General features: G+C 59.9%; 23 protein-coding genes and 1 riboswitch. Of the genes, 10 read left to right on the plus strand and 13 right to left on the minus strand.

The window, feature by feature from the left end; genetic code table 11:
- Positions 1-177: 177 nt before the first annotated feature.
- The 7 genes from ACYSMN_RS04335 to ACYSMN_RS04365 all read right to left on the minus strand — a co-directional run bounded on the left by ACYSMN_RS04335 (position 178) and on the right by ACYSMN_RS04365 (position 6,323).
- Positions 178-1,317, minus strand: coding sequence for an outer membrane beta-barrel protein (locus tag ACYSMN_RS04335; RefSeq protein WP_488922621.1), 1,140 nt, complete (start codon positions 1,315-1,317; stop codon positions 178-180).
- A 24-nt stretch (positions 1,318-1,341) separates the two neighbouring features.
- Positions 1,342-2,220, minus strand: coding sequence for a hypothetical protein (locus tag ACYSMN_RS04340; RefSeq protein WP_488922622.1), 879 nt, complete (start codon positions 2,218-2,220; stop codon positions 1,342-1,344).
- A complete protein-coding gene (locus tag ACYSMN_RS04345; protein WP_488922623.1) occupies positions 2,201-2,785 on the minus strand; it encodes an RNA polymerase sigma factor in 585 nt (194 codons plus the stop codon). Before ACYSMN_RS04345 ends, ACYSMN_RS04340 begins: the two co-directional genes overlap by 20 nt.
- Before the next feature lie 237 nt (positions 2,786-3,022).
- Entirely contained in the window at positions 3,023-3,382 is a 360-nt protein-coding gene (locus tag ACYSMN_RS04350; RefSeq protein WP_488922624.1) for a CoA-binding protein, read from the minus strand.
- Positions 3,383-3,508: 126 nt separating this feature from the next.
- Entirely contained in the window at positions 3,509-5,086 is a 1,578-nt protein-coding gene (locus tag ACYSMN_RS04355) for an NAD(P)/FAD-dependent oxidoreductase (protein ID WP_488922625.1), read from the minus strand.
- Positions 5,087-5,383: 297 nt separating this feature from the next.
- Positions 5,384-5,698 (minus strand): hypothetical protein, encoded by a 315-nt coding sequence (locus tag ACYSMN_RS04360; protein ID WP_488922626.1) that lies wholly within the window; start codon positions 5,696-5,698, stop codon positions 5,384-5,386.
- 232 nt (positions 5,699-5,930) lie between these two features.
- A complete protein-coding gene (locus ACYSMN_RS04365) occupies positions 5,931-6,323 on the minus strand; it encodes an acyl-CoA thioesterase (RefSeq protein WP_488922627.1) in 393 nt (130 codons plus the stop codon).
- Between the two features lie 178 nt (positions 6,324-6,501).
- Positions 6,502-6,698: riboswitch (cobalamin riboswitch) on the minus strand.
- A 118-nt stretch (positions 6,699-6,816) separates the two neighbouring features.
- Between ACYSMN_RS04365 and ACYSMN_RS04370 the strand changes: the two genes are divergently transcribed.
- Entirely contained in the window at positions 6,817-8,136 is a 1,320-nt protein-coding gene (locus tag ACYSMN_RS04370; protein WP_488922628.1) for an MFS transporter, read from the plus strand.
- Positions 8,137-8,486: 350 nt separating this feature from the next.
- Positions 8,487-9,056: a DUF2911 domain-containing protein gene (locus ACYSMN_RS04375; protein WP_488922629.1), complete on the plus strand. Its 570-nt coding sequence runs from the start codon at positions 8,487-8,489 to the stop codon at positions 9,054-9,056.
- 109 nt (positions 9,057-9,165) lie between these two features.
- Here ACYSMN_RS04375 and ACYSMN_RS04380 read toward each other — a convergent pair whose 3' ends face one another.
- Together ACYSMN_RS04380 and ACYSMN_RS04385 are read right to left on the minus strand one after the other, a co-directional pair.
- Positions 9,166-9,528 carry a hypothetical protein gene (locus ACYSMN_RS04380; protein WP_488922630.1) on the minus strand — a complete coding sequence of 121 codons (363 nt, stop codon included), beginning with the start codon at positions 9,526-9,528 and terminating at the stop codon, positions 9,166-9,168.
- 742 nt (positions 9,529-10,270) lie between these two features.
- Positions 10,271-11,251, minus strand: a complete 981-nt coding sequence (locus ACYSMN_RS04385) for a tryptophan 2,3-dioxygenase family protein (RefSeq protein ID WP_488922631.1) — start codon at positions 11,249-11,251, stop codon at positions 10,271-10,273.
- 201 nt (positions 11,252-11,452) lie between these two features.
- Here ACYSMN_RS04385 and sdaAB point away from each other — a divergent pair, with 201 nt between their 5' ends.
- From sdaAB to ACYSMN_RS04420, 7 genes are all read left to right on the plus strand, one after another.
- Entirely contained in the window at positions 11,453-12,133 is a 681-nt protein-coding gene (sdaAB, locus tag ACYSMN_RS04390; RefSeq protein WP_488922632.1) for an L-serine ammonia-lyase, iron-sulfur-dependent subunit beta, read from the plus strand.
- 92 nt (positions 12,134-12,225) lie between these two features.
- Positions 12,226-13,764, plus strand: a complete 1,539-nt coding sequence (locus ACYSMN_RS04395; RefSeq protein WP_488922633.1) for a TolC family protein — start codon at positions 12,226-12,228, stop codon at positions 13,762-13,764.
- 99 nt (positions 13,765-13,863) lie between these two features.
- Positions 13,864-15,261: an efflux RND transporter periplasmic adaptor subunit gene (locus ACYSMN_RS04400; RefSeq protein ID WP_488922634.1), complete on the plus strand. Its 1,398-nt coding sequence runs from the start codon at positions 13,864-13,866 to the stop codon at positions 15,259-15,261.
- Between the two features lie 392 nt (positions 15,262-15,653).
- Positions 15,654-16,643 (plus strand): NAD(P)H-dependent glycerol-3-phosphate dehydrogenase, encoded by a 990-nt coding sequence (locus tag ACYSMN_RS04405; protein ID WP_488922635.1) that lies wholly within the window; start codon positions 15,654-15,656, stop codon positions 16,641-16,643.
- A 23-nt stretch (positions 16,644-16,666) separates the two neighbouring features.
- Positions 16,667-17,101 carry a hypothetical protein gene (locus ACYSMN_RS04410; protein WP_488922636.1) on the plus strand — a complete coding sequence of 145 codons (435 nt, stop codon included), beginning with the start codon at positions 16,667-16,669 and terminating at the stop codon, positions 17,099-17,101.
- Positions 17,102-17,154: 53 nt separating this feature from the next.
- Positions 17,155-17,559: a DUF4259 domain-containing protein gene (locus ACYSMN_RS04415; RefSeq protein WP_488922637.1), complete on the plus strand. Its 405-nt coding sequence runs from the start codon at positions 17,155-17,157 to the stop codon at positions 17,557-17,559.
- 5 nt (positions 17,560-17,564) lie between these two features.
- Positions 17,565-17,999, plus strand: coding sequence for an EamA family transporter (locus tag ACYSMN_RS04420; protein WP_488922638.1), 435 nt, complete (start codon positions 17,565-17,567; stop codon positions 17,997-17,999).
- A gap of 121 nt (positions 18,000-18,120) precedes the next feature.
- On the opposite strand, the gene ACYSMN_RS04425 is transcribed toward ACYSMN_RS04420, so the two are convergent.
- From ACYSMN_RS04425 to pdxH, 4 genes are all read right to left on the minus strand, one after another.
- Positions 18,121-19,875, minus strand: coding sequence for a hypothetical protein (locus tag ACYSMN_RS04425; RefSeq protein WP_488922639.1), 1,755 nt, complete (start codon positions 19,873-19,875; stop codon positions 18,121-18,123).
- Positions 19,872-20,459 carry a Maf family nucleotide pyrophosphatase gene (locus ACYSMN_RS04430; RefSeq protein ID WP_488922640.1) on the minus strand — a complete coding sequence of 196 codons (588 nt, stop codon included), beginning with the start codon at positions 20,457-20,459 and terminating at the stop codon, positions 19,872-19,874. Before ACYSMN_RS04430 ends, ACYSMN_RS04425 begins: the two co-directional genes overlap by 4 nt.
- A gap of 116 nt (positions 20,460-20,575) precedes the next feature.
- Positions 20,576-21,910, minus strand: coding sequence for a DUF1015 domain-containing protein (locus ACYSMN_RS04435; protein ID WP_488922641.1), 1,335 nt, complete (start codon positions 21,908-21,910; stop codon positions 20,576-20,578).
- A 180-nt stretch (positions 21,911-22,090) separates the two neighbouring features.
- Positions 22,091-22,741, minus strand: coding sequence for a pyridoxamine 5'-phosphate oxidase (pdxH, locus tag ACYSMN_RS04440; protein WP_488922642.1), 651 nt, complete (start codon positions 22,739-22,741; stop codon positions 22,091-22,093).
- A gap of 301 nt (positions 22,742-23,042) precedes the next feature.
- Between pdxH and ACYSMN_RS04445 the strand changes: the two genes are divergently transcribed.
- Positions 23,043-23,615, plus strand: a complete 573-nt coding sequence (locus tag ACYSMN_RS04445) for a YqgE/AlgH family protein (RefSeq protein ID WP_488922643.1) — start codon at positions 23,043-23,045, stop codon at positions 23,613-23,615.
- Positions 23,616-23,630: the final 15 nt, after the last annotated feature.

The raw sequence follows: 23,630 nt of genomic DNA on the forward strand, positions 1-23,630 counted from the left end.
ACGGGCATTTTCCTGAGCTCGCCCTACACGTTATTAGCTTTATCTACCACCTAAAAAATCACTAAGCCCTTGACATCAGCACGGATATCAAGGGCGTAGTGGTTTAGGAAACGAAACTTGGCTTACCAGCGGCAGAGTGGCCACGCAGAAGCCTCGCAGGCGGAATACGGCTCTTTCTTAATCGAAACGTCCGAAGGAAATGAGGGAAAGACCGAAGCTGAATGTCTGGGCCTGCGGGCCCCGATCTTCCTTGAACAGCTCGTTCAGGTTGTACTTGGCGAAGAGCGTGACGCTACGTAACCCAATAACGCCCTGCACGCCGTACTGGAAGTCTTCGAGGTTGAAGGAGCCCCGGTCCTTGTCTTTGCGGGTGCGGCCTTCGTCTTCGTATTTAAGCTTGGTGTGCGAGGCCAAGCGGTAGCCCACAAAGCCGCCGGCCCCAACGCGGAAGGTGCTGTTGTGCTTGTCGTCGTGGAAGTTGAGAACCGGCATGATGGGCAGGTTGATGACGGTAGTCGCCAGCTTGCTTTTTTCCAGGCTTAACACCGGCTCCTTGCTGACTGTTGTGACTCTGTCGGGTGCCAGGAAGCGCGCGTTGTTGTCGAGCATGTAGTTGTTGAACGACAGTTCCGGACCGGTTACGATGTAGAGTGGGCTGCGGCGGCCCCCAATGCGCTGAATGTAGTGCCAGTTCAAGCTTATGTAGCGGGAGCCGGTGCTGCGGAGGTCAAACCCCGGTTCCCCCGCCATCTCCTGCTTGTTGACCAGCGTGTTCAGGCCCAGGTCGATGCCAAAGTCGCCGTGGCCGGAGCGGTCCGAGTGTGCTTGGCGCCGGGCTCTGGCCAGGGAGTCGTCCTTAGCGCTGCTACCCAGGTGCACCGACACTCGGTCGCTGCCCTTGCCGTCGCTGTTTTCTTCCACCTTCACCCCAAACAGGCGGCCCATGCTCACTTCCACCTTGTCGCCGCGGCGGGGCGTGTTGTCTTCGCCGCGCACCGTAATGCGGATTTGTTCTGGCACTTGCTTGCCCGGCTGGTCTTTGGCCGGATAAAACTCCATCGTCACCTGCTCCGAGGTGGAGTTTTTACCGGCGGCTTCGGCCTTCGTGATGTACTGGTCGAGCAGAATCATCAGCGAGTCGAGGCGGTAATTGCGCAGCTCGCGGAGCTGCTGCTTGTTTTTTACGAACAAGGTCATGGTGGCCTGGTTGGGCAGTTTCACCAGAATCGTGTCGTCGAGGTGGGTAGCGCGAGCCGCAGAAGGCACGGCTATGGCCAGCAGCAGCAAGGCAGCCAGCAGAGCGGGGAGGCGTTTCATGACGAAGAAAAACAAAGGAGAGAGTTAGAGTTGAATTACTTTGGTGAGCGTGCGACCCGCCACGCGGGCTTGCACCGTCACCGTTTCGGGCAGGCCAGCCTCCGTGAGGCTCACCCGGTCGCCGCACACCGCGTTGCGGGCCTGTCGGAGCAGTAAGCTGCCTAGCTTCGGCCGCGAGCTAGCTTCCCGGGAATCGGTCGTAGTAGCCACGGCCACCGACTCGTTGCTGCGGCGAACTTCTACCTCAATAGCTCCAGCGGGTACGGGCGCCGGCGCGGCGGCCAGGGCCATAGTGGGTAATTGCTGGGGTTCGGGCAGCGGTTCCAGCGCGGGCGAAGGACGCTCCGGTTGCGTCTTCGGCGCGAGGGCCGCCACTGCTTCGGGGGCCGTTACATTCTTTAGCGTGGCGCGGCGAGTAGCAGCGTTTGTTGTGGGAGCTACGCGCCGGGAGCGGCTGCCGGGAACCGTAGCAGTGGCCAGCTGCTGCGTCTTCGGGGGGCGCGCCTCCAATTCTTGTTTCACTGGGGCCTTGGCTGCGGCGGCTTCTGAGGGGTTAGATACCAGCGGCTGAGATGGGGTTGCCTGGGGTGTGGCGGCCACCGAATTTTTTTCGGGTTGCGCGGCGTCAGGCTGAATCGCGTGGGGCCGCCCGGATTTCGCTGGGCGGGAGTTCGTGGCTATTGTGCCCGTACCGTTGCTGGCTACAAAACCAGTTTGCAGCCACACTACGCCCGTCACGAGCAGCAGCACGACGCTGGCCGCGGCGGCCCACATCCAGAGCACGGGGCGCTTTTGGGCGGGTTGCAGCTCTCCTTCGAGTTGGTTCCAGAGGTAGGCCGGGGGAGTGGGCGCGTGGTCCGAGAGACGGTCCCGGAACAGCTTATCAATATCTTCCGGTTGCATAAAGCTCTTTGGGTGAGGAGGTAGAAGATGAGGCGGCGGTTTGGCTGGCCGCCACGAGGCGGCGCTGGAGCATGGCCCGCGCCTTGCTGAGCTGCGACTTGCTTGTGCCCTCCGAAATACCGAGCAGCTCGCCGATTTCGGGATGGGTGTAGCCCTCCAGGGCGTACAAGTTGAATACCGTGCGGTAGCCGGCGGGCAGGTCGGCCAGCAGCGCCAGCATGTCGGCGGCGTTGAGCTGGCTTTCGGCTTCGGCGGCCGTGGCGGGCACGTCGTAGGTGAGGTCGTCGATGGCCAGGTGCAGGGGCTCCTTGCGGCGCAGCTGCCCAAGGGCCTCGTTCACCATAATCCGCCGAATCCAACCCTCGAAGCTGCCTTCGTGCCGGTACTGGTCGAGGGCCCGAAATACCTTGGCGAAGCCCCCGAGCATGGCCTCTTCGGCATCCTCGCGGCGGCGCAGGTAGCGCAGGCATACCCCCAGCATCAGGCCCGCAAACCGCTCGTAGAGCAGCTTCTGGGCGCGGCCACTGCCTTGGCGGCAGGCGGCGATGAGGTCAGCTTCAGTCACGGTTGGTTGAGTAGAGTTCAGAACAAAAGCAGGGCGTTTGGCGGGGAAGATGCAACCTTTCGGGGGTGGGTTGCCTCACGACGAGAAAAAAAGCGACGTAGGCTTCATTTTATGCTGAATCAATAGAGCAAGTCCCTGGCATACAGATAAGTTTAGCTCATGAAAAAAGCCTCTGCACGCTGCGTGCAGAGGCTTTTTTGCGGTGGCCAGCACAGGTTGGAACCCGTGCTGCCGGCGCTAGTATTGCCCAATAGAAAGCAGAACCAACGTGCAGGCTTCTTCCGTCCGGATGCCCCGCTGCTGCGCCATCTGCTCCAATTCGGGGTTTTCGGTGCCGGGGTTGAAGATGATGCGGTTAGGCTTCAGATCCAGAATATAGTCGTACCAAGCGGGCTGGTTCTGCGGGCCTACGTAGAGCGTCACGGTATCAACATCAGCATCCACGGGCCGGTCGGTATGAATGTCGAGCCCGGCCACCTGGCCTTTCCGGATACCTACGGGCACTACCTCGTGGCCGTGGTTTTTGAGTTGGTGCACCGCGCGGTAGGAATAGCGGGCCGGGTTGTCGCTGGCACCAAGAACGAGGGTCTTTTTCATGGGATATTTAACGGCTAAAGGGCTTAATTGTTAAATGGCGTATTGAATGATTGCATTGCTTAATGGTTAAATGGTTGGTCGTTCTGATGGCTCGTTGAACAGTCAACCATTTAACAATGCAACCATTTAACCATTAAGCAATACCGCCACCGCCTCGGCGCACCGCTCGCCATCCATGGCCGCCGATACGATGCCGCCCGCGTAGCCTGCGCCTTCGCCGCAGGGAAACAGGCCGCGTACTATGGGGTGTTGCAGCGTGTCCCGGTCGCGCGGAATGCGGACGGGGGAAGAGGTGCGACTTTCCACACCTACTATCTGAGCGGCGTTGGTAGCATAGCCCGGAATCTTCTGCCCGAAATTCTGAAATCCCTGCCGCAGTCGCTCCGCCAAGCCAGCGCCTAGCACCTCGTCCATCGCCACGGGCACCAGGCCGGGTTGGTAGGAAGTTTCCAGCAGTTCCTGCGAGACGGTGCCTTTTAGGAAGTCGCCGAGGCGTTGGGCGGGGGCGAGCTGCGTACCACCGGCCACGTGGCAGGCGCGCCGCTCTATTTCCTGTTGCAGCCGCAGCCCAGCCAAAGCACCGTGTTGGCGCAGGTCCATATCTTCCAGCTCCACGGCCGCCACAATGCCCGAATTGGCGAAGCGCGAGTCGCGGCGGCTGGGGCTCATGCCATTTACCACCACCTCGCCGGGCGCCGTGGCCGCCGGCACAATGAAGCCGCCGGGGCACATGCAAAACGAAAATACGCCCCGCTGCCTGCCCTGCCACTGCGTTTGGTGCACCAAGGAGTACGAGGCCGCTGGCAGTGCGCCCCGCTCACTGAGGCGGTACTGCGCGCGGTCAATCAGCTCCTGCTGGTGCTCCACGCGCACGCCCAGCGCAAATGGCTTGGCCTCGATGAGCACGCCGCGCCGGTGCAGCAGCTCGTAAATGTCGCGGGCCGAGTGGCCGGTGGCCAGAATCACAGCATCGGCTTCCAGGGCCTCGCCGCGGGCCGTGACGACGCCGCGCAGGTGGTTGTTTTCCAGGATAAGGTCATCAACCCGCGTATCGAAGCGCACCTCGCCGCCGGCCTGCCGGATACTTTCGCGCAGGGCGGCCACCACGTAGGGCAGCTTGTTGGTGCCGATGTGGGGGTGGGCATCGACCAGAATATCGGGGGTGGCGCCGTGCTGCACCAGCAGGCGCAAGATGCGACCCACGTCGCCGCGCTTGGTGGCGCGGGTGTAGAGCTTGCCGTCGGAATAGGTGCCCGCGCCGCCTTCGCCGAAGCAGTAGTTGGAATCGGGGTTGACGAGGTGCTCTTTGTTGAGCGCGGCCAGGTCGCGGCGGCGGGTGCGGACATCTTTGCCGCGCTCCAGCACTATGGGTTTCAGCCCTAGCTCTATGCAGCGCAGGGCCGCGAACAAACCAGCCGGCCCAGCCCCCACGATGAGTACGGAGCGACGGGCCTTGCTTACATCGGCATACTGAAACCAGGGACCAAACAGGTCAGCGGGTGGGGGCGTTTGGTAGATATCGGCCCGCAGGCGCACCAGGGGCTGCCGGCCGCGCGCGTCGATGGAGCGTTTGCGCAGGTGCACAAAATCGGCTTGGCCGGGTTGGAGGCCGGCGGCCTCTAGTAGCGCGCGGTAGCGCGCAAATTCGTCGTAGGCTACGGCCGGGGGCAGCAGCACTTCAATCTCACAAAGGGAAGCAGACATGAAGAAGGTGAAAGGTGGTTATCCTTTTGACCGAAGCAAAAACGGGAATTACAAAAGTAAGCAGCCGGCCGGGGAAGTGCCTAGCGTGTGTGGCACGGACTTCAGTCCGTAGCCCCTTACCCGCCCAAGTAACAGAACAACCCACTCCCTTGGTTCTCCCTTTTGCGCACTGTACACGGCGACGGACTGAAGTCCGTGCCACATTGTTTTGCCAAATCATTAGCCCACATAATGAAGCCCGCCTCTCCGCAGCTAGTGCAGAAAGGCGGGCATGCTTAAGCAGGAAAACAGGGCCGGCTACTGCGGTAGTTCCGCCGCGCCGTTCGAGTTGTTTTTGTGCGGCCAGAACTGTTCCATGGCCTGGTTGAAAGTTTCGAGAACCTGAATCCGCACCTCGCCGGAATTGTTGCGCAACAGCTTACCGAGCATGTAGCGGTACATCTCGGTGGTGGTTTCGAGGCCTTTGGCGCTAACCAAGCCGTGGTGCAGCAGGTCGCAGTTGGCGGCTATGGAGTTGTAGGTGGATTCGGTAAGCTCTTCGCGGGCCTGATCGGCCTCTTTAAATGATTGTTCCAAACGGGCAGTGATATTGTCGTTCTGCTGCTGATCCATTGGGTAGAGGAGAAGTCAGGTGACGGTTGGCACTCTAAACCCAGCTCATTAGCCAGAAGGTTCAGCCGGAGTGCTTAAAATAAGCTTGTGTTGTGAAACGGGACTTTTATTGCTGAGGTTTCGCGTGAGGCCTTATACGCAGCCCACGCCCCCAGGGATTATCTAAAGAGTTTTCCCGGTTCACGTCGGCCCCAAACACCGCCCAACCAAGCCAGCTAACTGTCACTAGCGGCTAGCCCGGCAGGATACGCACCGGGCGCTTATCGTGGTCGATGGCGACGAAGGTGAACAGGCCGGAAACGGCCTTTACGCGCTCTTCGGAGTACATCTGCTCCACGAACAGCTCCACGCGCACCTTGAGGCTGGTATTGCCCACGTGCTCCACGCGGCCAATCAACTCCACGAGCGTGCCGCCTGGGATTGGGTGGGTGAAATCCACTTTGTCGGAGGATACGGTTACCATTTTGAGGCGACTGAAGCGGGTGGCCGTAATGAAGGCTACCTCGTCCATCATGTGCAGGGTGGTGCCGCCGAACAGGGTGTCGTAGTGGTTGGTGGTGTTGGGGAAAACAGCTTTGAAGATGCGCGTTTCGGCGGCGGCAATTTTTTCGTCGAGCGAAGTCATAAGAAGAAGGAAAGGTGAAAAGACGGAGGAAACCACCGGCCCCGCCTGACTTCGCGCTACCTCGCCATAACCAGGACTATCCGAATACCATAGACACACTCCGGCCCCGGCCTGCCCCGCAAGCCGCGCCCCAACAGCGCGTAAGTACCCGATAAGACCCTGTATCGCGCAGGCAGCCTCATCAACGCAGCGGAAGGCAGGTCTCCTGACTCGTACCAGTTGTCACCGCCCTTCTCAGCTGGCCTGGCGGGCCAGCCAATGGGCTGTAGCAGGTGAAAACCGTAGGGTACTTACAGTAGCGCGTCTGTCCGGGATTCGCACCCGGTTCCCTTTTCATTCCGGTATTACCCGAAAACCTTACGCCGTCTGACTGAAATCAAACAAAGAACAGCGGCCCGAAGGTACGCAGGCGGCGGTAGAGTGGCGGGCGGCCAGTTTATGAGAAAAGCGGCCAATGAGCCTTATGCTACACGGCGGAGTGCTACTTTGCGCCATGCACACGACGTCTTCTCCCGCGCCGACGGGCCGCAGCATGGCCTCCCGCATCCGCTCCATCTTCAGTGGCTCCGTGGGCAACCTGGTGGAATGGTACGACTGGTACGTGTACTCGGCCTTCGCGCTGTATTTCGCGCCGGCCTTCTTTCCGGCCGGCGACCAAACGGCGCAGCTGCTCAACTCGGCGGCCATTTTCGCGGTAGGCTTTCTGATGCGGCCCCTCGGCGGCTGGCTCATGGGCCGCTACGCCGACCGGGCCGGGCGCAAAGCTGCGCTGCTGGCTTCGGTGCTGCTCATGTGCGGCGGCTCTTTGCTCATTGCCCTCACGCCCACCTATAGCCAGATTGGGGTGGCGGCGCCGGTGCTGCTGGTGCTGGCGCGGCTGCTGCAAGGCTTGAGCGTGGGCGGCGAGTACGGCACCTCGGCCACCTACCTCAGCGAAATGGCCGACCAACGCAACCGGGGCTTCTTTTCCAGCTTCCAGTACGTAACCCTGATTGCGGGGCAGCTGCTGGCTTTGTTCGTGCAGATTGGCTTGCAGCAGGTACTGAGCCCCGCTGAGCTGCAAGCCTGGGGCTGGCGCGTGCCCTTTGCTATTGGGGCCGGAGCGGCGCTGGTGGCGTTGTATCTGCGCCGCACGATGGAAGAGACCGACGCCTTCACCCAGCAAACCACCCAAGCCACGGCCCCAGCGGCCGCCGCGCCCGGCAAACTCACCATACTGCTGCGCCACCCGCGCGAGGTGCTGACCGTGGTGGGCCTCACGCTGGGCGGCACGGTGGTGTTCTACACGTTCACGACGTACACGCAGAAGTTTCTGGTCAATACGGCCGGCTTCAGCAAAGACCAGGCAACGCTCGTCTCGTTTGGGGCGCTGGGCGTGGCTATGCTGCTGCAACCCTTGCTGGGGGCGCTGTCGGATAGGGTGGGGCGGCGGCCGGTGCTGCTGTTTTTTGGGGTGGGCGCTACGCTCGGCACGGTGCCCGTTCTGACGGCACTGGGGCGGGCCGCCACCCCCGGCGTGGCGTTTGGGCTGCTGGTGCTGGCCTTGGTGGTCGTGAGCGGCTACACGTCTATCAATGCCGTGGTGAAGGCTGAGCTGTTTCCCACCGAAATCCGGGCGTTGGGCGTGGGGCTACCCTACGCTCTCACGGTGGCCCTCTTCGGCGGCTCGGCCGAGTACGTGGCCCTGCTGGCCAAGAGCCGGGGCGTGGAGGGCTGGTTTTACTGGTACGTTACGGCCTGCGCGGCTATTTCGCTGCTGGTGTACCTACGCATGCCCGACACCCGCGACACGTCGCGTATGAATGAAGAATGAAGAATGAGGAATGAAGAATTGTCGGTCGGCTCTTTTGGGGGCGACTGGGCTGCGGGGAAGGCTTCGGGGGAAGCGGAAGCAACAGTTTCTTTTTTCGGGCGTCGATGGGGTTGCCGTAGTGCTTCATCCGGGCAGGCGGCTTCTCGCCGCCCGCCGTTTGAACGAGGCCGCTAGATTGAGGATGGCCCAACGTCAGCTTGCTTCGACCGGGTGGGCGGCGGAAAGCCGCCTGCCCGGCACTCGTTGGCGTTTTCGCTCCTTATCATCTGGCGATTAAGAGAAGCTCATCTGAACAATTCCGCCGTACGCGCCTTTCTCTTTTCATCACCCTTCACTCTCACTCTCTACCCATGAAAAAGCCTGCTCTCTTCCGTCTGCTTTCCGCTTGCTGGCTGTTGGCGCTCCTGCTGCTGGTTGGCCCGGCCTTCGCGCAGGGCCAGACCACTGCCAAGAAGCCCGAAGACAAGTCCAAACGGCCCAGCCCGCCCGCTACCGTCACGGCCACCGTCAACGGCGTGCCGGTTACCATCGATTACAGCCGGCCGTCGGTTAAGGGCCGCCCGGTGTTCGGCAAGCTGGTGCCTTTCGGGGAAGTGTGGCGCACCGGCGCCAACGAGGCTACTACCATCAAAGTGGAAAAAGCTGCCCTCATCAACGGTCAAACCCTGCCCGCCGGCCAGTACGCCCTGTTCACCATTCCTGGCCCCGACGAGTGGACCATCATCTTCAATCGGGAGTTCAAGCAGTGGGGCGCATACGAGTATAAATCAGGCGAAGACGCGCTGCGCATCAAGGTGAAGCCCACCAAGCTGGCCCAGCCCGTGGAGCAGTTTCTCATTACCGCCAACGCCAGCGGCCCCATCCGTTTGGCCTGGGAAAACACGCAGGCGGAGTTCACCATTAGCGGCGCTGCCAAGTAGGAGTTTACCTTTGGCAACGGTTTCTCGCCACCAAGCAAAACGCCCCGGCTGCTCGTAGCAACCGGGGCGTTTTCGTGAACAGTAGCGGGCTGAAAGCCGCCGCGCCAACTCAGGTATCGGTGGGGGTGCGGCGGGAATCATCAACGGTGAAGCCGTGGTCGCCGAGCTTGCGGACGTTGTCGGGACCATAGTGCCCTTCGAGGATGTCGCGCGAGCGTTGAATGAGGCGGAGGGTTTCTTCGGCGGCTTTGTCGCGCTCTTCGTAGGCGGCTTCCATCTGCTTGCGCAGCCGCTCGGCCCGCTCGTGGGCCTCTAGGGCCGGTGTCAGCTTGGGGCCGAGGGCGGCCCATTCGGCATTGATACCAGCCAGCGGCGAGCTGCTGCCGTCGGCCTGGTGCCTGGCGTAGATGGCGGCGCCCAGCTCCAGTTGTTGCTCAGGATTTGTAGGCAAAGGAATACGTGCTTTGGCCATAGGAAGTAGGGGGTGAAGTGAATGAATGAGTTGAATATATGGCTATTGCTGATATTCACCAAGTTCCCACTCGGAATATGTAAGTCGGCATCTTTCACGTTCAATTCGCCGACTTGAACACTAAAGATGCCAACTTGAACACTCAAGTTGGCATCTTTAGTGTTCAAGTCGCCAACTTTAGTGTTCAAGACGGCATATTTGATGTTCAAGTCGGCGACTTGAGCGTCCAAGACGGCAACTTTAGTGTTCAAGACGCCGACTTAAGCGTATAAGAAGGCATATTTAATGTTGAAGAAGGCAACTTGAACACCCAAGTTGCCTTCTTCAACGCTCTACCGCCCAACTTGTGTCTGCAACTTGGCGGCTGCCCGACGTTAGCCGCTGCACTCAGGGCTCCCGTCGGCTCATGCACCCTGCGGTGCCCGGCCGTAGCCCCAGCGGGGCGGCATGTCGGTAGAAAATAAGATTGTGCGGTTGGGTAAAGCCCCGTAGGGGCGACACCAACCGTCCAACGACTTGTGCCGCCCCTACCTACGGGGCTTGGTTCTTCTCTGCTACTTTCTTTCTACCGATATGCCGCCCCTCCGGGGCTGAGCGGTGGTGTATGCGCTGCCTGGGTTTGCAACTTGGAGGTAGGCCGTAGCGCGAAGCTCCGGCTTCGCGCATCGTCCGCGCCGCCTGGATAATGCCTGTTCAACGACATCGTGCAACGATGCGCGAAGCCGGAGCTTCGCGCTACGGCCTACGTCCGCACGGTGTCCTCCAGAATGCTTTCCACCCAGCCTTTGCCCCAGTCTTCTAGCTCCTTCTCCGTCCAGAGCTGGGGGTAGAAGATGCGGCGCTGGAACTTGGGCGGCAGGTACTTCTTCCAGTTGGTGCCGCCGGTGGCGGGTACGGCCGTCGGGTGGCGCTCTAGGTAGCGCACCGCCGACTTGAAGTGCATCAGCGGCCAGTTCACGTTTACGTTCACGTCGAGCTGCTTGAGCAGGCGCAGCAGGCGGGGGTGCTGTTGCTCCTCCAGGGGCAGGCGCTGCACCACGCTCCACACGTTGCGGTGGCGGAACTGGGCGGCGTGCTCCACCAACTGCTGGGTGTATTTCTGCTCGAACTGAATGAGGGTAAGGGCTTTTGCGCCAGTGTCTTCTACCGTGGCCCCGGCCTTCCAGTAGATGCAGCCCATCAGCTCGTCGTGGGCGGCGGCTTCGCCCAGCAGGCGGCGCTTTTCCTTGTCGAGCAGGTTGTTGAGGTCGGTGCTGGCAATTTCGATCATGCGGTACTGCACGCTCTGAAACCCAGAGGCTGGCATCAGCGCCATGCGGAATTGCAGGAACTGCTGCTTGTCCATGCCGTCCACCATCACGTCGAACGAGTCGATGAGGTTCTCGAAGTAGCGGTTGATGCGGCCCAGGCGCAGCGTCAGCTCCTCCAGCGTGGGCTGCTGCAAGTCGCCGATCTGCTCGTACTCGCAGAGACAGAGCTTGAAGTAGAGCTCCGTAATCTGGTGGTACATGATGAAGATTTTCTCGTCGGGAATCTTCGTGAGCGGGCGTTGCAGGCTCAGCAGCGTGTCGAGGCCGATGTAATCCCAATAATTAATGTAGTCGGCGTAGTAGAGGCCTTCGAGGTAGGCGGCCAGATCCTGGCTATCAGCGGCATACTTGGCCTGCAATCGGCGCAGCTGCTCAAAAACGGCGGGCGAAAATTCGTCCTCGGGGGTGGACATGCGGGGTGGAGTGGGTGGAAAGGGGGTGGGGAATTCCCTACAAGGAACGAAAAACCCAGTGAATCTGCCAAGTCCAGGCAACCCCCGGCCGGGTGGCGGCATCTTTGAGCGAAGTACCGCCCAAGCAGGCTGGCCTGGGGCCAACTGGTGGGTGCTTACGCGTTGCTTTCCAGCCCTAATACTCTACCTTTACCGCCGTCTATGGCCGAGAAAAGCAGCATATTCGACATGATTGGGCCCGTCATGATAGGACCCAGCTCGTCCCACACGGCCGGTGTCGTCCGTATCGCGCGGGCCGCCATTCGTATCCTGGGCAGTGTGCCCACCCACGCCACCATCACGTTCTACAATTCCTTCGCCCGCACCTACGAAGGCCACGGCTCCGACCGCGCCATCGTGGCGGGCTTGTTGGGTATGAACACCGACGACGTGCGCATCCGCGAAGCCTTCGACCACGCCAAAGAAGCCGGGTTGCAGTACACGTTTCAGAGCGTGGGCAATGCCTCCACCATGCACCCCAACACCATTCGGGTGCAGCTGCGCGACGAGCGCACCGGCCAGGCCGTAGAAATGCTAGGCCAGAGCCGGGGCGGGGGCGTGATTCGGGTGGTGGAAGTGGATGGGTTTCCGGCCGATTTCTCCGGCAGCCTGCACACGCTCATCCTCGACGCCGACGACGCCAAGGGCTCCATTGCCTTTATTGCCTCGGTTATCGCCCACGACGACTGCAACATCGCCACCATGCTCGTATCGCGGAAAGGCAAGAACGACGTGGCCCGGCAGTTCATCGAAATGGACTCCGCCATCAAGGATATCACCCTCGAATACCTGCGCCAGCTTAGCTGGGTGCACCGCGTCACCTACATCCCCACGATTGATTAAGGCGCCTTGGCCGCGTTACGTTACCTATATAAGGTAGACCTAGCTACGCCGCGCCGTCTCACACCACACCCGACTTCAAGAGCCACCATCCTATGAAACCAACCGCTACGCTGCTGCCGCGTACCCTGGCCCTGGCCGGGCTGGCCGCTTTGTTGCTGGCCGCCCAGCCCGTTGCGGCCCAAACCAAGCCTACTACCGCGCCCACCCAGCCGCCGGCCGGGGCGCTGGCGCAACCAACTCCCGCCGGCGGCCCCTGGACGCTGCAACGGGCCGTGGATTATGCGCTGGAACACAACCTGACCGTGCGCCGAGACGAGCTTACGGCCAAAAACAACAACGCCGTGCTCCGGCAAAGCAAAGCTGCTTTGTTGCCCACGGCTGGCCTGAATGGCACTCAGACCTGGAACTATGGGCAGAGCGTAAACCCGCTGACGTTTGAGTTTCAAAACCAGACGACCCGCTCCAACAACTTCTCGGGAAACACGCAGATTGTGTTGTTTCAGGGGTTTCAGCTGCGCAACACCATCAAGCGCAACACGCTGGATTACCAGGCCAGCCTCGGCGACATTGAGAAGTCGCGCAACGACCTCTCGCTCAACGTGGCTTCGCAATATCTCCAGCTCATGCTGAGCGAGGAATTGGTGCGCACCAACCAAGTGCGCGTCAACAGCGACGTGCAGCAGGTGGACCGCACGCGCAAGCTGCTGCGCGCGGGCAGCGTGGCCGAAAGCAACCTGCTCGATATTCTGGCCCAGCAGGCGTCCGACGAGTTGAACGTTATTACGGCCCAGAACCAGCGCGACATTGCCCGCCTGCAACTCATGCAGCTCCTCAACCTGGACCCAGCCGAGCAGGCCGGCTTTCAGATTCAGGTGCCCGACCTGCCCGACCCCGACGAGCAGGCCCCGCTCAGCGAAAACCTCAACGACCTGTACCAGTCGGCACTGGGCCGGCTGCCGGAAATCAAGACGGCCGACATGCGCGTGCGCAGCGCCCAGATTGGGGTCGACGTGGCCCGCGGCGGCTATCTGCCCCGCCTGACCTTTGCCGCCAGCCTCTTCTCGGGTTATTCCTCGGCCCGCACCGTGACTTCCATTGGCAATGATTCCATTCCCCGGACCACCACGTTTTTCGTGCAAAACCCGACGGGTGGCGAAACCCCGCTCACCGTCCGCACCTACCAGCGCAACACCACCAGCTTGCCGCAGAGCTACTGGGACCAGCTAGACCAGAACCTGGGGCGCCAGTTGCAGTTTACGCTCAATATTCCCATCCTCAACGGCTTGCAGGCCCGCACCAACGTGCAACGCTCCCTCATTAGCGTGCAGCAGGCCGAGGTAAACGCCGAGCAGGCCCGCCTCACACTCCGGCAGAGCATTCAGCAGGCCTATGCCGACGCCCTGGCGGCGCAGCGCAAGTTCAGTTCGGCCAAGCGCCAGGTGGAAGCCCTTACTACGGCGTACCGCAACGCCGAAATCCGCTTCAACAACGGCCTCCTCAACGGTACCGAGTTTAACATCGCCAAAAACAACCTCACGGCCGCCGAATCAACCATGATTCAGGCCAAGTACGAGTTTATCTTCCGCCGCAAAGTCCTGGACTTCTACGAGGGCCGGCCACTGGCGCTGTAGTTCAACGCGTGAATGGGTGAATGAGCGAATGAGTGAATAACTTTGGCCCGCTTAGCCACTCACTCATTTGCCCATTCACCCACTCACGCATTCATCTAAATGAAGAATAACCGCTTACTGTATATCCTGCTAGCCTTCTTGATCGTGATGATTGGAGGCTACGTGGTGGGGAAGAAACAAGGCTGGTGGGGCAAGCCGGCGGGCACCGAGGTAACGGCCGCTAAAGCCGCTACCGTCAACATCGTGGAGCAGGTGAGTGCCTCGGGCAAGGTGCAGCCCGAAACGGAAGTGAAAATTTCGCCCGACGTGTCGGGCGAAATCATTGAGCTGTACGTGCAGGAAGGCGACTCCGTGAAGAAAGGCCAGCTACTGCTCCGCATTCGCCCCGACAACTACCAGGCCCTCGTCAGCCAGCAGTCGGCGCTCGTGAACACGCAGCGCGCCAACGTGGGGCAAAGCCAGGCCCGGCTTCAGCAGCTCATTGCCAACGCCAAGCAAACCGAACTCACCTACCGCCGCAACGCCTCGCTCTACAAGCAGAAGGTGATTTCGCAAGCCGACTATGAAGCCGCCAAAGCCGCCTACGACGCCTCGCAGGAGGAACTCAATAGCGCCCGCGCCAGCATTCGGGCGGCGCAAAGCAACGTGCAGAGCGCCCAGGCCGGCCTCGATGATGCCCGCCGTAACCTGAACAAGACCACCATTTACGCGCCCGTGAGCGGCACCGTGAGCAAGCTCAACGTGGAGAAGGGCGAGCGGGTCGTGGGCACCTTGCAGATGTCGGGCACCGAAATCATGCGCATCGCCAACCTCAACTCGATGGAAGTGCGCGTGAACGTGAATGAAAACGACATCATCAACGTGCACCTCGGCGACTCGGTGCTGGTGGAAGTGGACTCCTATGCCAGCAAGGACGAGAAGTTTCGCGGCCTCGTGACCAGCATTGCCAACACGGCCAAAGACGCCCTCACGGCCGAAGCCGTAACCGAGTTTGAGGTACGCATCCGGCTGCTGCCCGAGTCGTACCGCCACTTGCTGCGCACCGTCAACGGCCGCACCGTGGTGCCTTTCCGCCCGGGCATGACGGCCTCCGTCGACATCATCACCGACCGCAAAACGGGCGTGCTGAGCGTGCCCCTCGCCGCCGTCACTACCCGCTCCGACAGCGTTATGGCGGCCGGCAATGCCGATAACAAAGCACCCGCCGTGCGCGTGAGCCGCGGGGGCGGTGGTCCGGCCGAGGCATCCGAAGCCAAGAAACCCACCGATGTGCAGGAAGTGGTGTTCGTCATTCGCAACGGCAAGGCCGTCATCACGCCCGTTAAAACCGGCATCAGTGACTTCCAGAACATCGAAATCCTGAGCGGCCTGCAAGTCGGCGACCAAGTGGTGAGTGGTCCGTTCCGGGCCGTGGCCAAAACACTGAAAGACGGCGAGCCCGTGGTGGTGAAAGACGCGAAAAGCCTCAATAAGGAAACCCTGAAAGACGGCAAGTAATTAGTGCGTAGTGCCTGGTGCTTAGTGCCTAGTTGGCTGTCATTGCGAGGGCGCAGCCCGTGGCAATCCTTCCTCCGCCAAGCGACAAGCCAACCTAAACCCGCAAGCCCTTGACGTCCGCGTTGTCGTCAAGGGCTTGTCTGTAAAAGAAACTTCGCACATTTAGGCCGCAAGCTTTGAGCTGCAAGCGCCAAACACTACCAGCCGGGCACTAAGAGCCTGTCCGACTAGGCCAAGCCCTTGTCATTCCGACGTAGGAGGAATCTGAGTTATCTACTCCAACGACTTCCTTCAGATTCCTCCTGCGTCGGAATGACAGACCCTATTCGCATAGGCTCTAAGCACTACCAACTAAGCACCACGCACTACCACCCAAGCACTAAAAAATTCCCTTGGAAAAAATAGCCATGATTGGCGGCGGCTCCTGGGCTACTGCACTCACCAAGATTCTAGCCGAAAACGGGGCCCGCGTGGGCTGGTGGCTACGTTCCAAAGACGACGTCTACCACCTGCGCACCACCCGCCACAACCCACGCTACCTCTCCTCGGTGGCCCACGACCTGACGCGCGTATCGCCCTCCACGGATCTGGAAGATACCGTGCGCGATGCCGACTGGCTGGTGCTCGGGGTGCCGGCCGCCTTCGTGCAAGGCGTGCTCGACAAGCTGGACCGCGACGCGCTAAAGCACAAGCGCATTATTTCGGCCATCAAAGGCATGATTCCGGGCAAAAACCAGCTTGTGACCGATTACGTGGCCGACCGTTTCCGGCTGCCGCCCTCGCGGCTTGGTGTGATAGCCGGGCCCTGCCACGCCGAGGAAGTGGCGCTGGAAAAGCAGAGCTACCTCACCATCGGCTCGCCCGATCCGGTGCTGGCCGAGGATTTTTGCCAGCTGCTGCGCAACCGCTACGTGAAAGCCAACCCCGCCGCCGACCTCGACGGCATCGAGTACTGCGCCGTGATGAAGAACATAATTGCTCTCACCAGCGGCATCGCCCACGGTCTCGGCTACGGCGACAATTTTCAGGCGGTGCTGGTGAGCAACGCGGTGCAGGAAATCCGCCGCTTCGTGCACGCCCTCAATCCCCAACCCCGGGACCTGTCCGGCTCCGCCTACCTCGGCGACCTGCTGGTGACGGCCTACTCGCAGTTTTCGCGCAACCGCACCTTCGGCAACATGGTGGGCCGCGGCTATTCCGTAAAATCGGCGCAGATGGAAATGAACATGATTGCCGAAGGCTACTACGCCGTAAAAAGCATCTACGAGCTGAATAAGAAGCTGCAAGTAAACATGCCCATCACCTCCGCCGCCTACCACATCCTCTACGAGAAAATCTCACCCGCCGTGGAGATAGAGTTGCTGAAGGAGAAGTTTAGATGAGTATTGCTTTATGACAGTAAAACATGTGGATAGCTATACGAAGCGAAACTGATGTTGACCATCTAATGCAGGTGTTCAGAGGTTTCCATGACAGTTGTATCAAGGAGGTGGCAATACAAACACGTGAGTTTGTAGATGAACGGTTGTCCATGCATTTTGATAATCGAACCTTTGTGCAAATGCTGTTTCAAAGTCAGTTTACCAAAGCATCAGCAATAGAAATTCTGTTTGAAGATGTAGTTGACTTCAATTGGGTGCAAGATGAAAGGAATGCTGATCCGGGGCTAAGCATCATTTTGCAAGCAGTTTGTCGATGGGAAGAGGATACGCTGTATTGGGCCGAAGACTTAGATTGGAATGTTGATTCACCTGACAGGAATGATTACCGGTGGATTGCTGCTAAGCAAGCGCGGTGGCGTGTTATAGAGTCAGCATTAGGTCCTCAAACTATACTTTGACAACCTATTCACAGCGAACCACCGTTGATTGTAACTACCCAAAACATGAAACCATGAGCACCTGGGACTACTACAATTTCGATAACGATGCCGCGGCGGACTTCGCCGAGGACTTCCGCAGCAGCCCAAACGAGGCTATGCTCTATGAGGCGCTGGCCACGGCGGCCGAGGAAGAAGGCCAACTGGAAGCAGCCGAAGCCAGCCAAGCCCTGGCCGCCGCCGAGATAGTAGCCGGCATCCTAGGTAAGCCCGCCGAGGACATTCCGCCCGGCCTGCTCCCCGCCATCGTGCACCTCGATGCCGGCGACAGCGAAGACCTGCGCGAGCTGGCCGAGCAAGCCGTGACGGCCGTGCTAGAAAGGTCGGAGCTGCGGGAGCAGTGGGCTGCCCGGACCGACTATGCCAACTGGCAGCAACTACAGCAGAACTTGCTAGCCCGCCTCCAAGAAGACGAATAGCGCCTATGAACTGGCTCGTGTTAGCGGCCTGCGCCGCGCTGTGCATGGCGCTCTACAACGTATTTATCAAAGCTGCTGCTGGCCAGCTACATGCTATGGTTGGCGCCGTAGTGCTGCAAGTAGTAGCGGCCCTGATAGGAGCAGGGCTGCTGCTGGTACTCTACCTGCGCGGCGCACTGCCCGCTAGTCTGGCCACGCCTAAAGGCCTCACGCTGGCCGCGTTGGCAGGCGTGAGCATTGGCTTAGCGGAAATACTAACGTTTGCCGTGTACGGGAAAGGGGCACCCGCTTCCGTTGGCACTCCGCTGATTGTGGGCGGCTCAGTACTGCTCACGGCAGTGGTAGCCGTATTAGTGTTTCGCGAAACGCTTAGCTGGCCGCAGGGCCTGGGCATGCTGCTTATCGTAGCGGGCGTGGCGTTGCTGGCGCGCGGACACTAAGCTCCGTAGTAGTGCGGGAATCTGTTTTACGACGAGCCAACGGTGAATCGTGCGCCTTGGCGCCAGTCGACCCGGTATCGAGCTGGTTCTGCTGGTTGGGGGCGGATTGCCAGTCTGCAAATCAAGGCTGCGGCAGTTGGTAGATACGAACGTCGGAGTTTTCGAAAGCTACGGGGGCCGCTCCGGATATCTTTTCTCCCGCTTCTTTATCGAGGAGTTGAAAGTCGTAACGCGTGCCGGGCTGTTGGGTGGCATCGATGGTGAGCGGCCACTGGTCGGTTTCGCTGAAGAAAAGTAGGTATAGTTGATAATGCGTGTGCGTGGTTACAATGGCGTGGGCCTGGTGCTGGCGCAGCCAGCTATACACGTGCTCCACGCGGGCATTACGGCCGGCTTCGAGGATAGCGCGGCGCTGAAACGGAATCAGCACCACCGCTGCCCACAGCAACACCGGCGCCACGATGGTCAGAGCCGGTTTTTGCCACCATGTAGGCCGCGCATACTGCCGCAATAGTGCATCAAATAGCAAAGCTCCAAGCAGGAAAACGAAAAACGCCCGAAACGACAGTACTCGCGCGGGCGGATACACTCCCCGGACGCTCAGTGCCAGATACGGCAGCCAGAGTACGCCCAGTAGCAGCCAGAGTGATTGCCGAAGAAGATGCGTAGTAGCAGGCCAAAAGCGGACTGCCAGCAAAGCCAGCAGGCACAGCAGTAGCAGCAGAGGCAGGCTTATCGGACCGAGCCCCAACAGCTGGCCTTCAGTAAGAACGGGGTACGTGAACAGGCTTATATCCGGTGTACGGCCAGCACCGGGCTTTACAAACGCGTTTCCGAGCAGTGCCGCGGGCCCCGATATCAGTAGCACGGGCGAATAAAGCAGGAGCGTGGCCAAACCCGTAAGCAGCCCGGCCCCAACCAAGCGCACTAGCTGGTGCGCTTGCCGCCGAAAGCCAACCGCCATACCCGTTCCCAGCCCAACGAAAACCAGTAGAAAAGCAGGAATGGTGTAGAAGCCTACCACGCTGGCACCAACCAAAATCGTCCAGGCCAGGCGTGGCCACTTCGTGCCGCGTAGCAAGGCTAAACTAGCCAAAAAAGCCACCTGGCTACATCCAGCCAGCAGGAAATAGCCGCGTCCTACCACGGCCTGAAACAGAGCATAGGGGAAGAACCCAAACAGGCCCATTGTTAGCATCACCACCCGAAAAGGCAGCTGGCGCAGCAGTAGCAGGCCTACGAGCAGGGTAGTGGCCGTACTGATAAGCAGGGCGGGTCCGCGCATCACCCAATAAAAATTCTCACTCAGCAGACTGAACAGCCAGCAGACAACGCTATACAGGATATGATTGTTGGGAATAGGGTAGAAGCTTGTGGCGGCCAGCCCGCCTTCGCGCACGAAAGACAAGTAAGTCACCAGTTCGTCGCCGTAGAGTGGAAAGTGTACCACGTAGTAGCCGCGCACCAGCAGCAGCGCACACAGCAATCCTAGTGCTGTGCGGCGCTCCACGGGCCGTAATGCCCACCACGGAGCCAGTAGAGACGGCGCCGTCAGCCACTCGCGCCGTAACGTAGCTAGCTCCCGGTAAAGCGGACCTTTCGCCCAAAACTGCCACAGAACTATCAGCCCGAGGCTCGCCAACAACGCCAAGAGCAAAGTTTTGCCCAGCGCGTAGCTTGCTGGCTGCAACCCAATGCTGAGGTAGCGAAAAGTACTGTCGTGGTAGCGAATGTGGCGTAGATGCTCAATGTCGGCGTAGTTGCTCGAGCCGAATATGAGCCCCAAGCCCAGGCTTAGGAACAAGAGTAGCACCAGGCCGAGGGCTAGGAAGAAACGGTAAGACGGCGCCGCAGCTTCTTCGGCGGTCGAACTCATAGGCTAGGCAGCAACTCGTTGCCGACCAATTTGGCAAGTTCCTCCCATACGCGGTGCACCGGCAGGCCCATCACGTTGAAGTAGGAGCCTTCCAGCCGCGTTACGGCCACCATCCCAATCCAATCTTGCGCGCCGTATGCCCCGGCTTTATCCAGCGGCTGATATTGGCGCACGTAGAATTCTATTTCGGCGTCCGTCAGCGCCCGGAAATAGACGCGGGTTTGATCCGAAAAAACCACCTGCCGTCCGTCGCCAGTCAGCAAGCATACGCCCGTAAATACGTCGTGCGCCCGGCCTTGCAGGCGTTGCAGCATTCGGATAGCTTCTGCGTCATCGGCGGGCTTGTTGAGCACGTCTTCACCAAGACAGACGATGGTATCAGCCGTGAGGACTATTTCATTCGGGGCCAAGCCGGCGCGGTAAGCAGCGGCTTTATGGGCCGCCAGGTATTCGGCCACTTCGGCGCGCCGCAAATGCTCAGGAAACGACTCATCCACGTCCTGCAGCCGCACCGTGTAGCGCAACCCTAAATCAGAAAGAAGCTGTCGGCGCCGCGGCGAGTTAGAAGCCAGAACCAGATTCATGCGTGATGGAATGAAGAATTAAGAATGAGGAGTTGGTTTGGGAAAAAGACGGAGAATTAGATTAGGAATCTTAACTGAAAAAAGACTGAACAGCGACAAAGCCGTCCACAAATTCTTCATTCCTCATTCTTCATTGATTTAAACTCCGCTAGAAAAGGATGCGTGGTTTCATCGGCGTGGACGCTACTGAAGAGGAAGCCACCAATGGTTTTGGGGTAGAAGAATGTGGATTTGGGGGGCATCACGGCGCCAGAGTGGCAGACGCGCTCTACCTCGCTCATCGTTACTTCGTTGGTGATGAGAGCCGCGCGGGCCTCGCCACGGTCCACGCGCTGCAGGCACTCGGGAAAGTTGCGCACGTAGGCGACCCCCGGCCACTGCCGCTGCGCATCAGGCCCCACAATGCCGAGCACTTTTTCGAGCACGAAGAAGTGCAGCACTGTTAGATCCAACCCCTTCACTTCCGGGGTCGTTGCCCAGCTTAGCTGCTCGTGCACCTCTGGCCGCAGCCGGATCTTATAAGCTTCCCCATCTTGCAGATATAGCCCAAACGCCCAGCGCTTACCGGCAATCAACTCGGGCAAGTCGTACGGGTCTTCCTTGGGTAGCACCGTGAAGTAGGGTTCCAGTCGGGCCAATAACTCCGCGTCTGTGAGGCCATTGGGTAGTTCTAGGAGCAGCCGGTGCGTGGGCAGGATGCGCAGGTCGTCGGCGGCGGAGTTGGTGAGGTACATCAGATGATAGTTCCAACCTTCCCGGCCAGTGGTCTGCGGGTCGGCCGCTAGCTGGGCCTGCCGGTAAGCCAAAGAGCCTTCGTAGCGGTGATGACCATCGGCCAGAATCACCTGCCGCGCCGCCAGCACCTGCTGAAACCGCCGAATCACGGCCGCATCCTGAATGACGGCCAGTACGTCGCGGGCGCCCTGGTAGTCTTCTTCCGTTTGGTAAAGCGGCGTCTGAATGGCCTCGTCGAGGTGGCGTTCCAGTTCGAACTCATCGTCGCGGTAGAGGCCGTGGGTGGCGCTGGTCTGAAACTCGGTGCGCGCCAGCAACTCGGCCCGGTCATTGACGGCCGCGGGCAGCGTATTTTCGTGGCGCAACACCACTTCCTCGGCCCAGTCATAAGCCCGGATATGGCACATGAAACCTTTGCGGCAATATTCGTGGGTGCTGCCAGGCAGCCGGAAATACTGGTAGTAGGCGTAAATGCCCGGCAATTCATCTTGGCGCAGTACGCCGGACTGTTGCCACTCGCGTAGCCGGTGCAGGGCCTCGCCCGCCGCATCGTCGCCGCGCGGCACTGAAAGATGAATGCTGTTGAGCGGGTTCCGATACAGCGCTTCCCGCTGCTTCGCCGATACCACATCAAACAGCGGCGATACGTACTCGTCAATATCCCGGCTCAGCGTCGGGTTGTAGCGCCAGCCACGCAAAGGTTGAATTTCAGCCAATCTTGTTGGTTTTTGGTTGTTCGTTTTTGGGTTTTGGCTGCCTGATGGTTTTTGGTTGTTGGTTTTTAGTTATTGGTTGTTCGTTTTTCGTTGTTGAAGAACGTCGTTCTTATGGAGCTTCCCTACCTCACAATAGGCGAACAAAAAAACGAACAACGAACAACGAACAACCAACAACCATCAGGGTGCCAGCCGGCTCAGCGTCCAGGTCTCGCCCGTCCGCTCATACACGATACGGTCGTGGAGGCGGCTCGGGCGGCCCTGCCAGAATTCCACCCGGTGCGGACGCAGAATGTATCCTCCCCAATGTTCGGGGCGCGGCAGCGGGTCCTGCGCGCCAAAATGGTCCAGCATAGCCGCTTCCTGTTGCTCCAGTTCTTCCCGGCTGCCAATCAGCTGACTCTGCGGCGAGGCCCAGGCTCCGATCTGGCTGGCGCGTGGCCGGCTCTGGAAATACTCATCCGATAGCGTAGCCGGCGCTTTTTCTATCCTTCCTTCTACGCGCACCTGGCGCTCCAGTCCCGGCCAGAAAAAGGTGAGAGCCGCCAGCGGATGGGCCGCCAGCTCCCGTCCCTTGCGCGACTCATAATTCGTGTAAAACAGAAAGCCATCCTCATCGGGCAGGCCCTTAAGTAGCACTACGCGGGCCGAAGGCTGCCCGTCCTCACGCACCGTCGACACGGTCATGGCGGTGGGCTCATCCAGCTGGGCCTGCAACGCTTCGTCGAGCCAGCGTCGGAATTGTGGCACGGCCTCGGGCAGTACGTCGGCCTCCGAAAGGGTGCGTTGAGCGTACGTCTTGCGCAAATCAGCTAAGTGCGGGTCTATCATCCAGGAGCAACAAAAAAAGTAGGCGAGTAGGAGCGAAGCGGACTTCCGGCACTAGCTGAAACGGCCCCTGTAGGCACTGGCGCGTTCGTATTGTTCGCTGCATTTCGCGCCGCAAGGTAGCATAATGCTGGCATGCCGGAACCTGGGGCCACTTCTCTGACGTACTGCACGTGAGGCCCTCTGCTAGTTGCTGAACAAGGTTTCAGTGACGATGGCCATTTTCTTCGTTTTGCACGTCCGGCCATACAAGCTGGTTCCTACCGGGGATTATCTTCTTCATTGCTCATTCTCGCTTGCCACCATGCCGTCTATTCGTTCCAGCAGCCTGCTGATTTCGCAACCCTTTCTAGGAGACCCTAATTTCGAGCGGACCGTAGTTTTGGTTTGCCGCCACAGTGAGGAAGATGGCACCTTCGGACTGGTGCTCAACCGTCCTTCCAATCTCACCCTTGGCGACGTACTAGAAGTATCCGGCGGCGACGATGCCGATGCCATCCTGGCGCAGCTGCCGTTGCTGCTCGGTGGCCCCGTCCAGCCCGATACGCTCCATTACTTGCACCAGCGCCCCGACATTCCCGAAGCCCTCCCGTTGGGCCAGGATGTGTACTGGGGCGGAGACTTCGGCGTCTTGCTCGGCCTACTGTTCAGTGGGGAGTTGGCTCCCGAAGAGGTGCGGTTTTATGCTGGTTATTCGGGTTGGACAGCGGGGCAACTGGCGGCCGAAGTCGGGGAAAATGTTTGGATTGTGCATCCGAATGCTGCCGGGAAAGTCTTTACTTTGGACAATGATGCCTTCTGGCAGGCTATTTTGCGTGAGAAAGGCGGCCGTTACCGGGCCCTTTCCAATTATCCGCTTGATCCGCGTTTAAACTAACCTGCTTCTTCCCCG

The organism is Hymenobacter sp. M1-2, assembly GCF_057808495.1.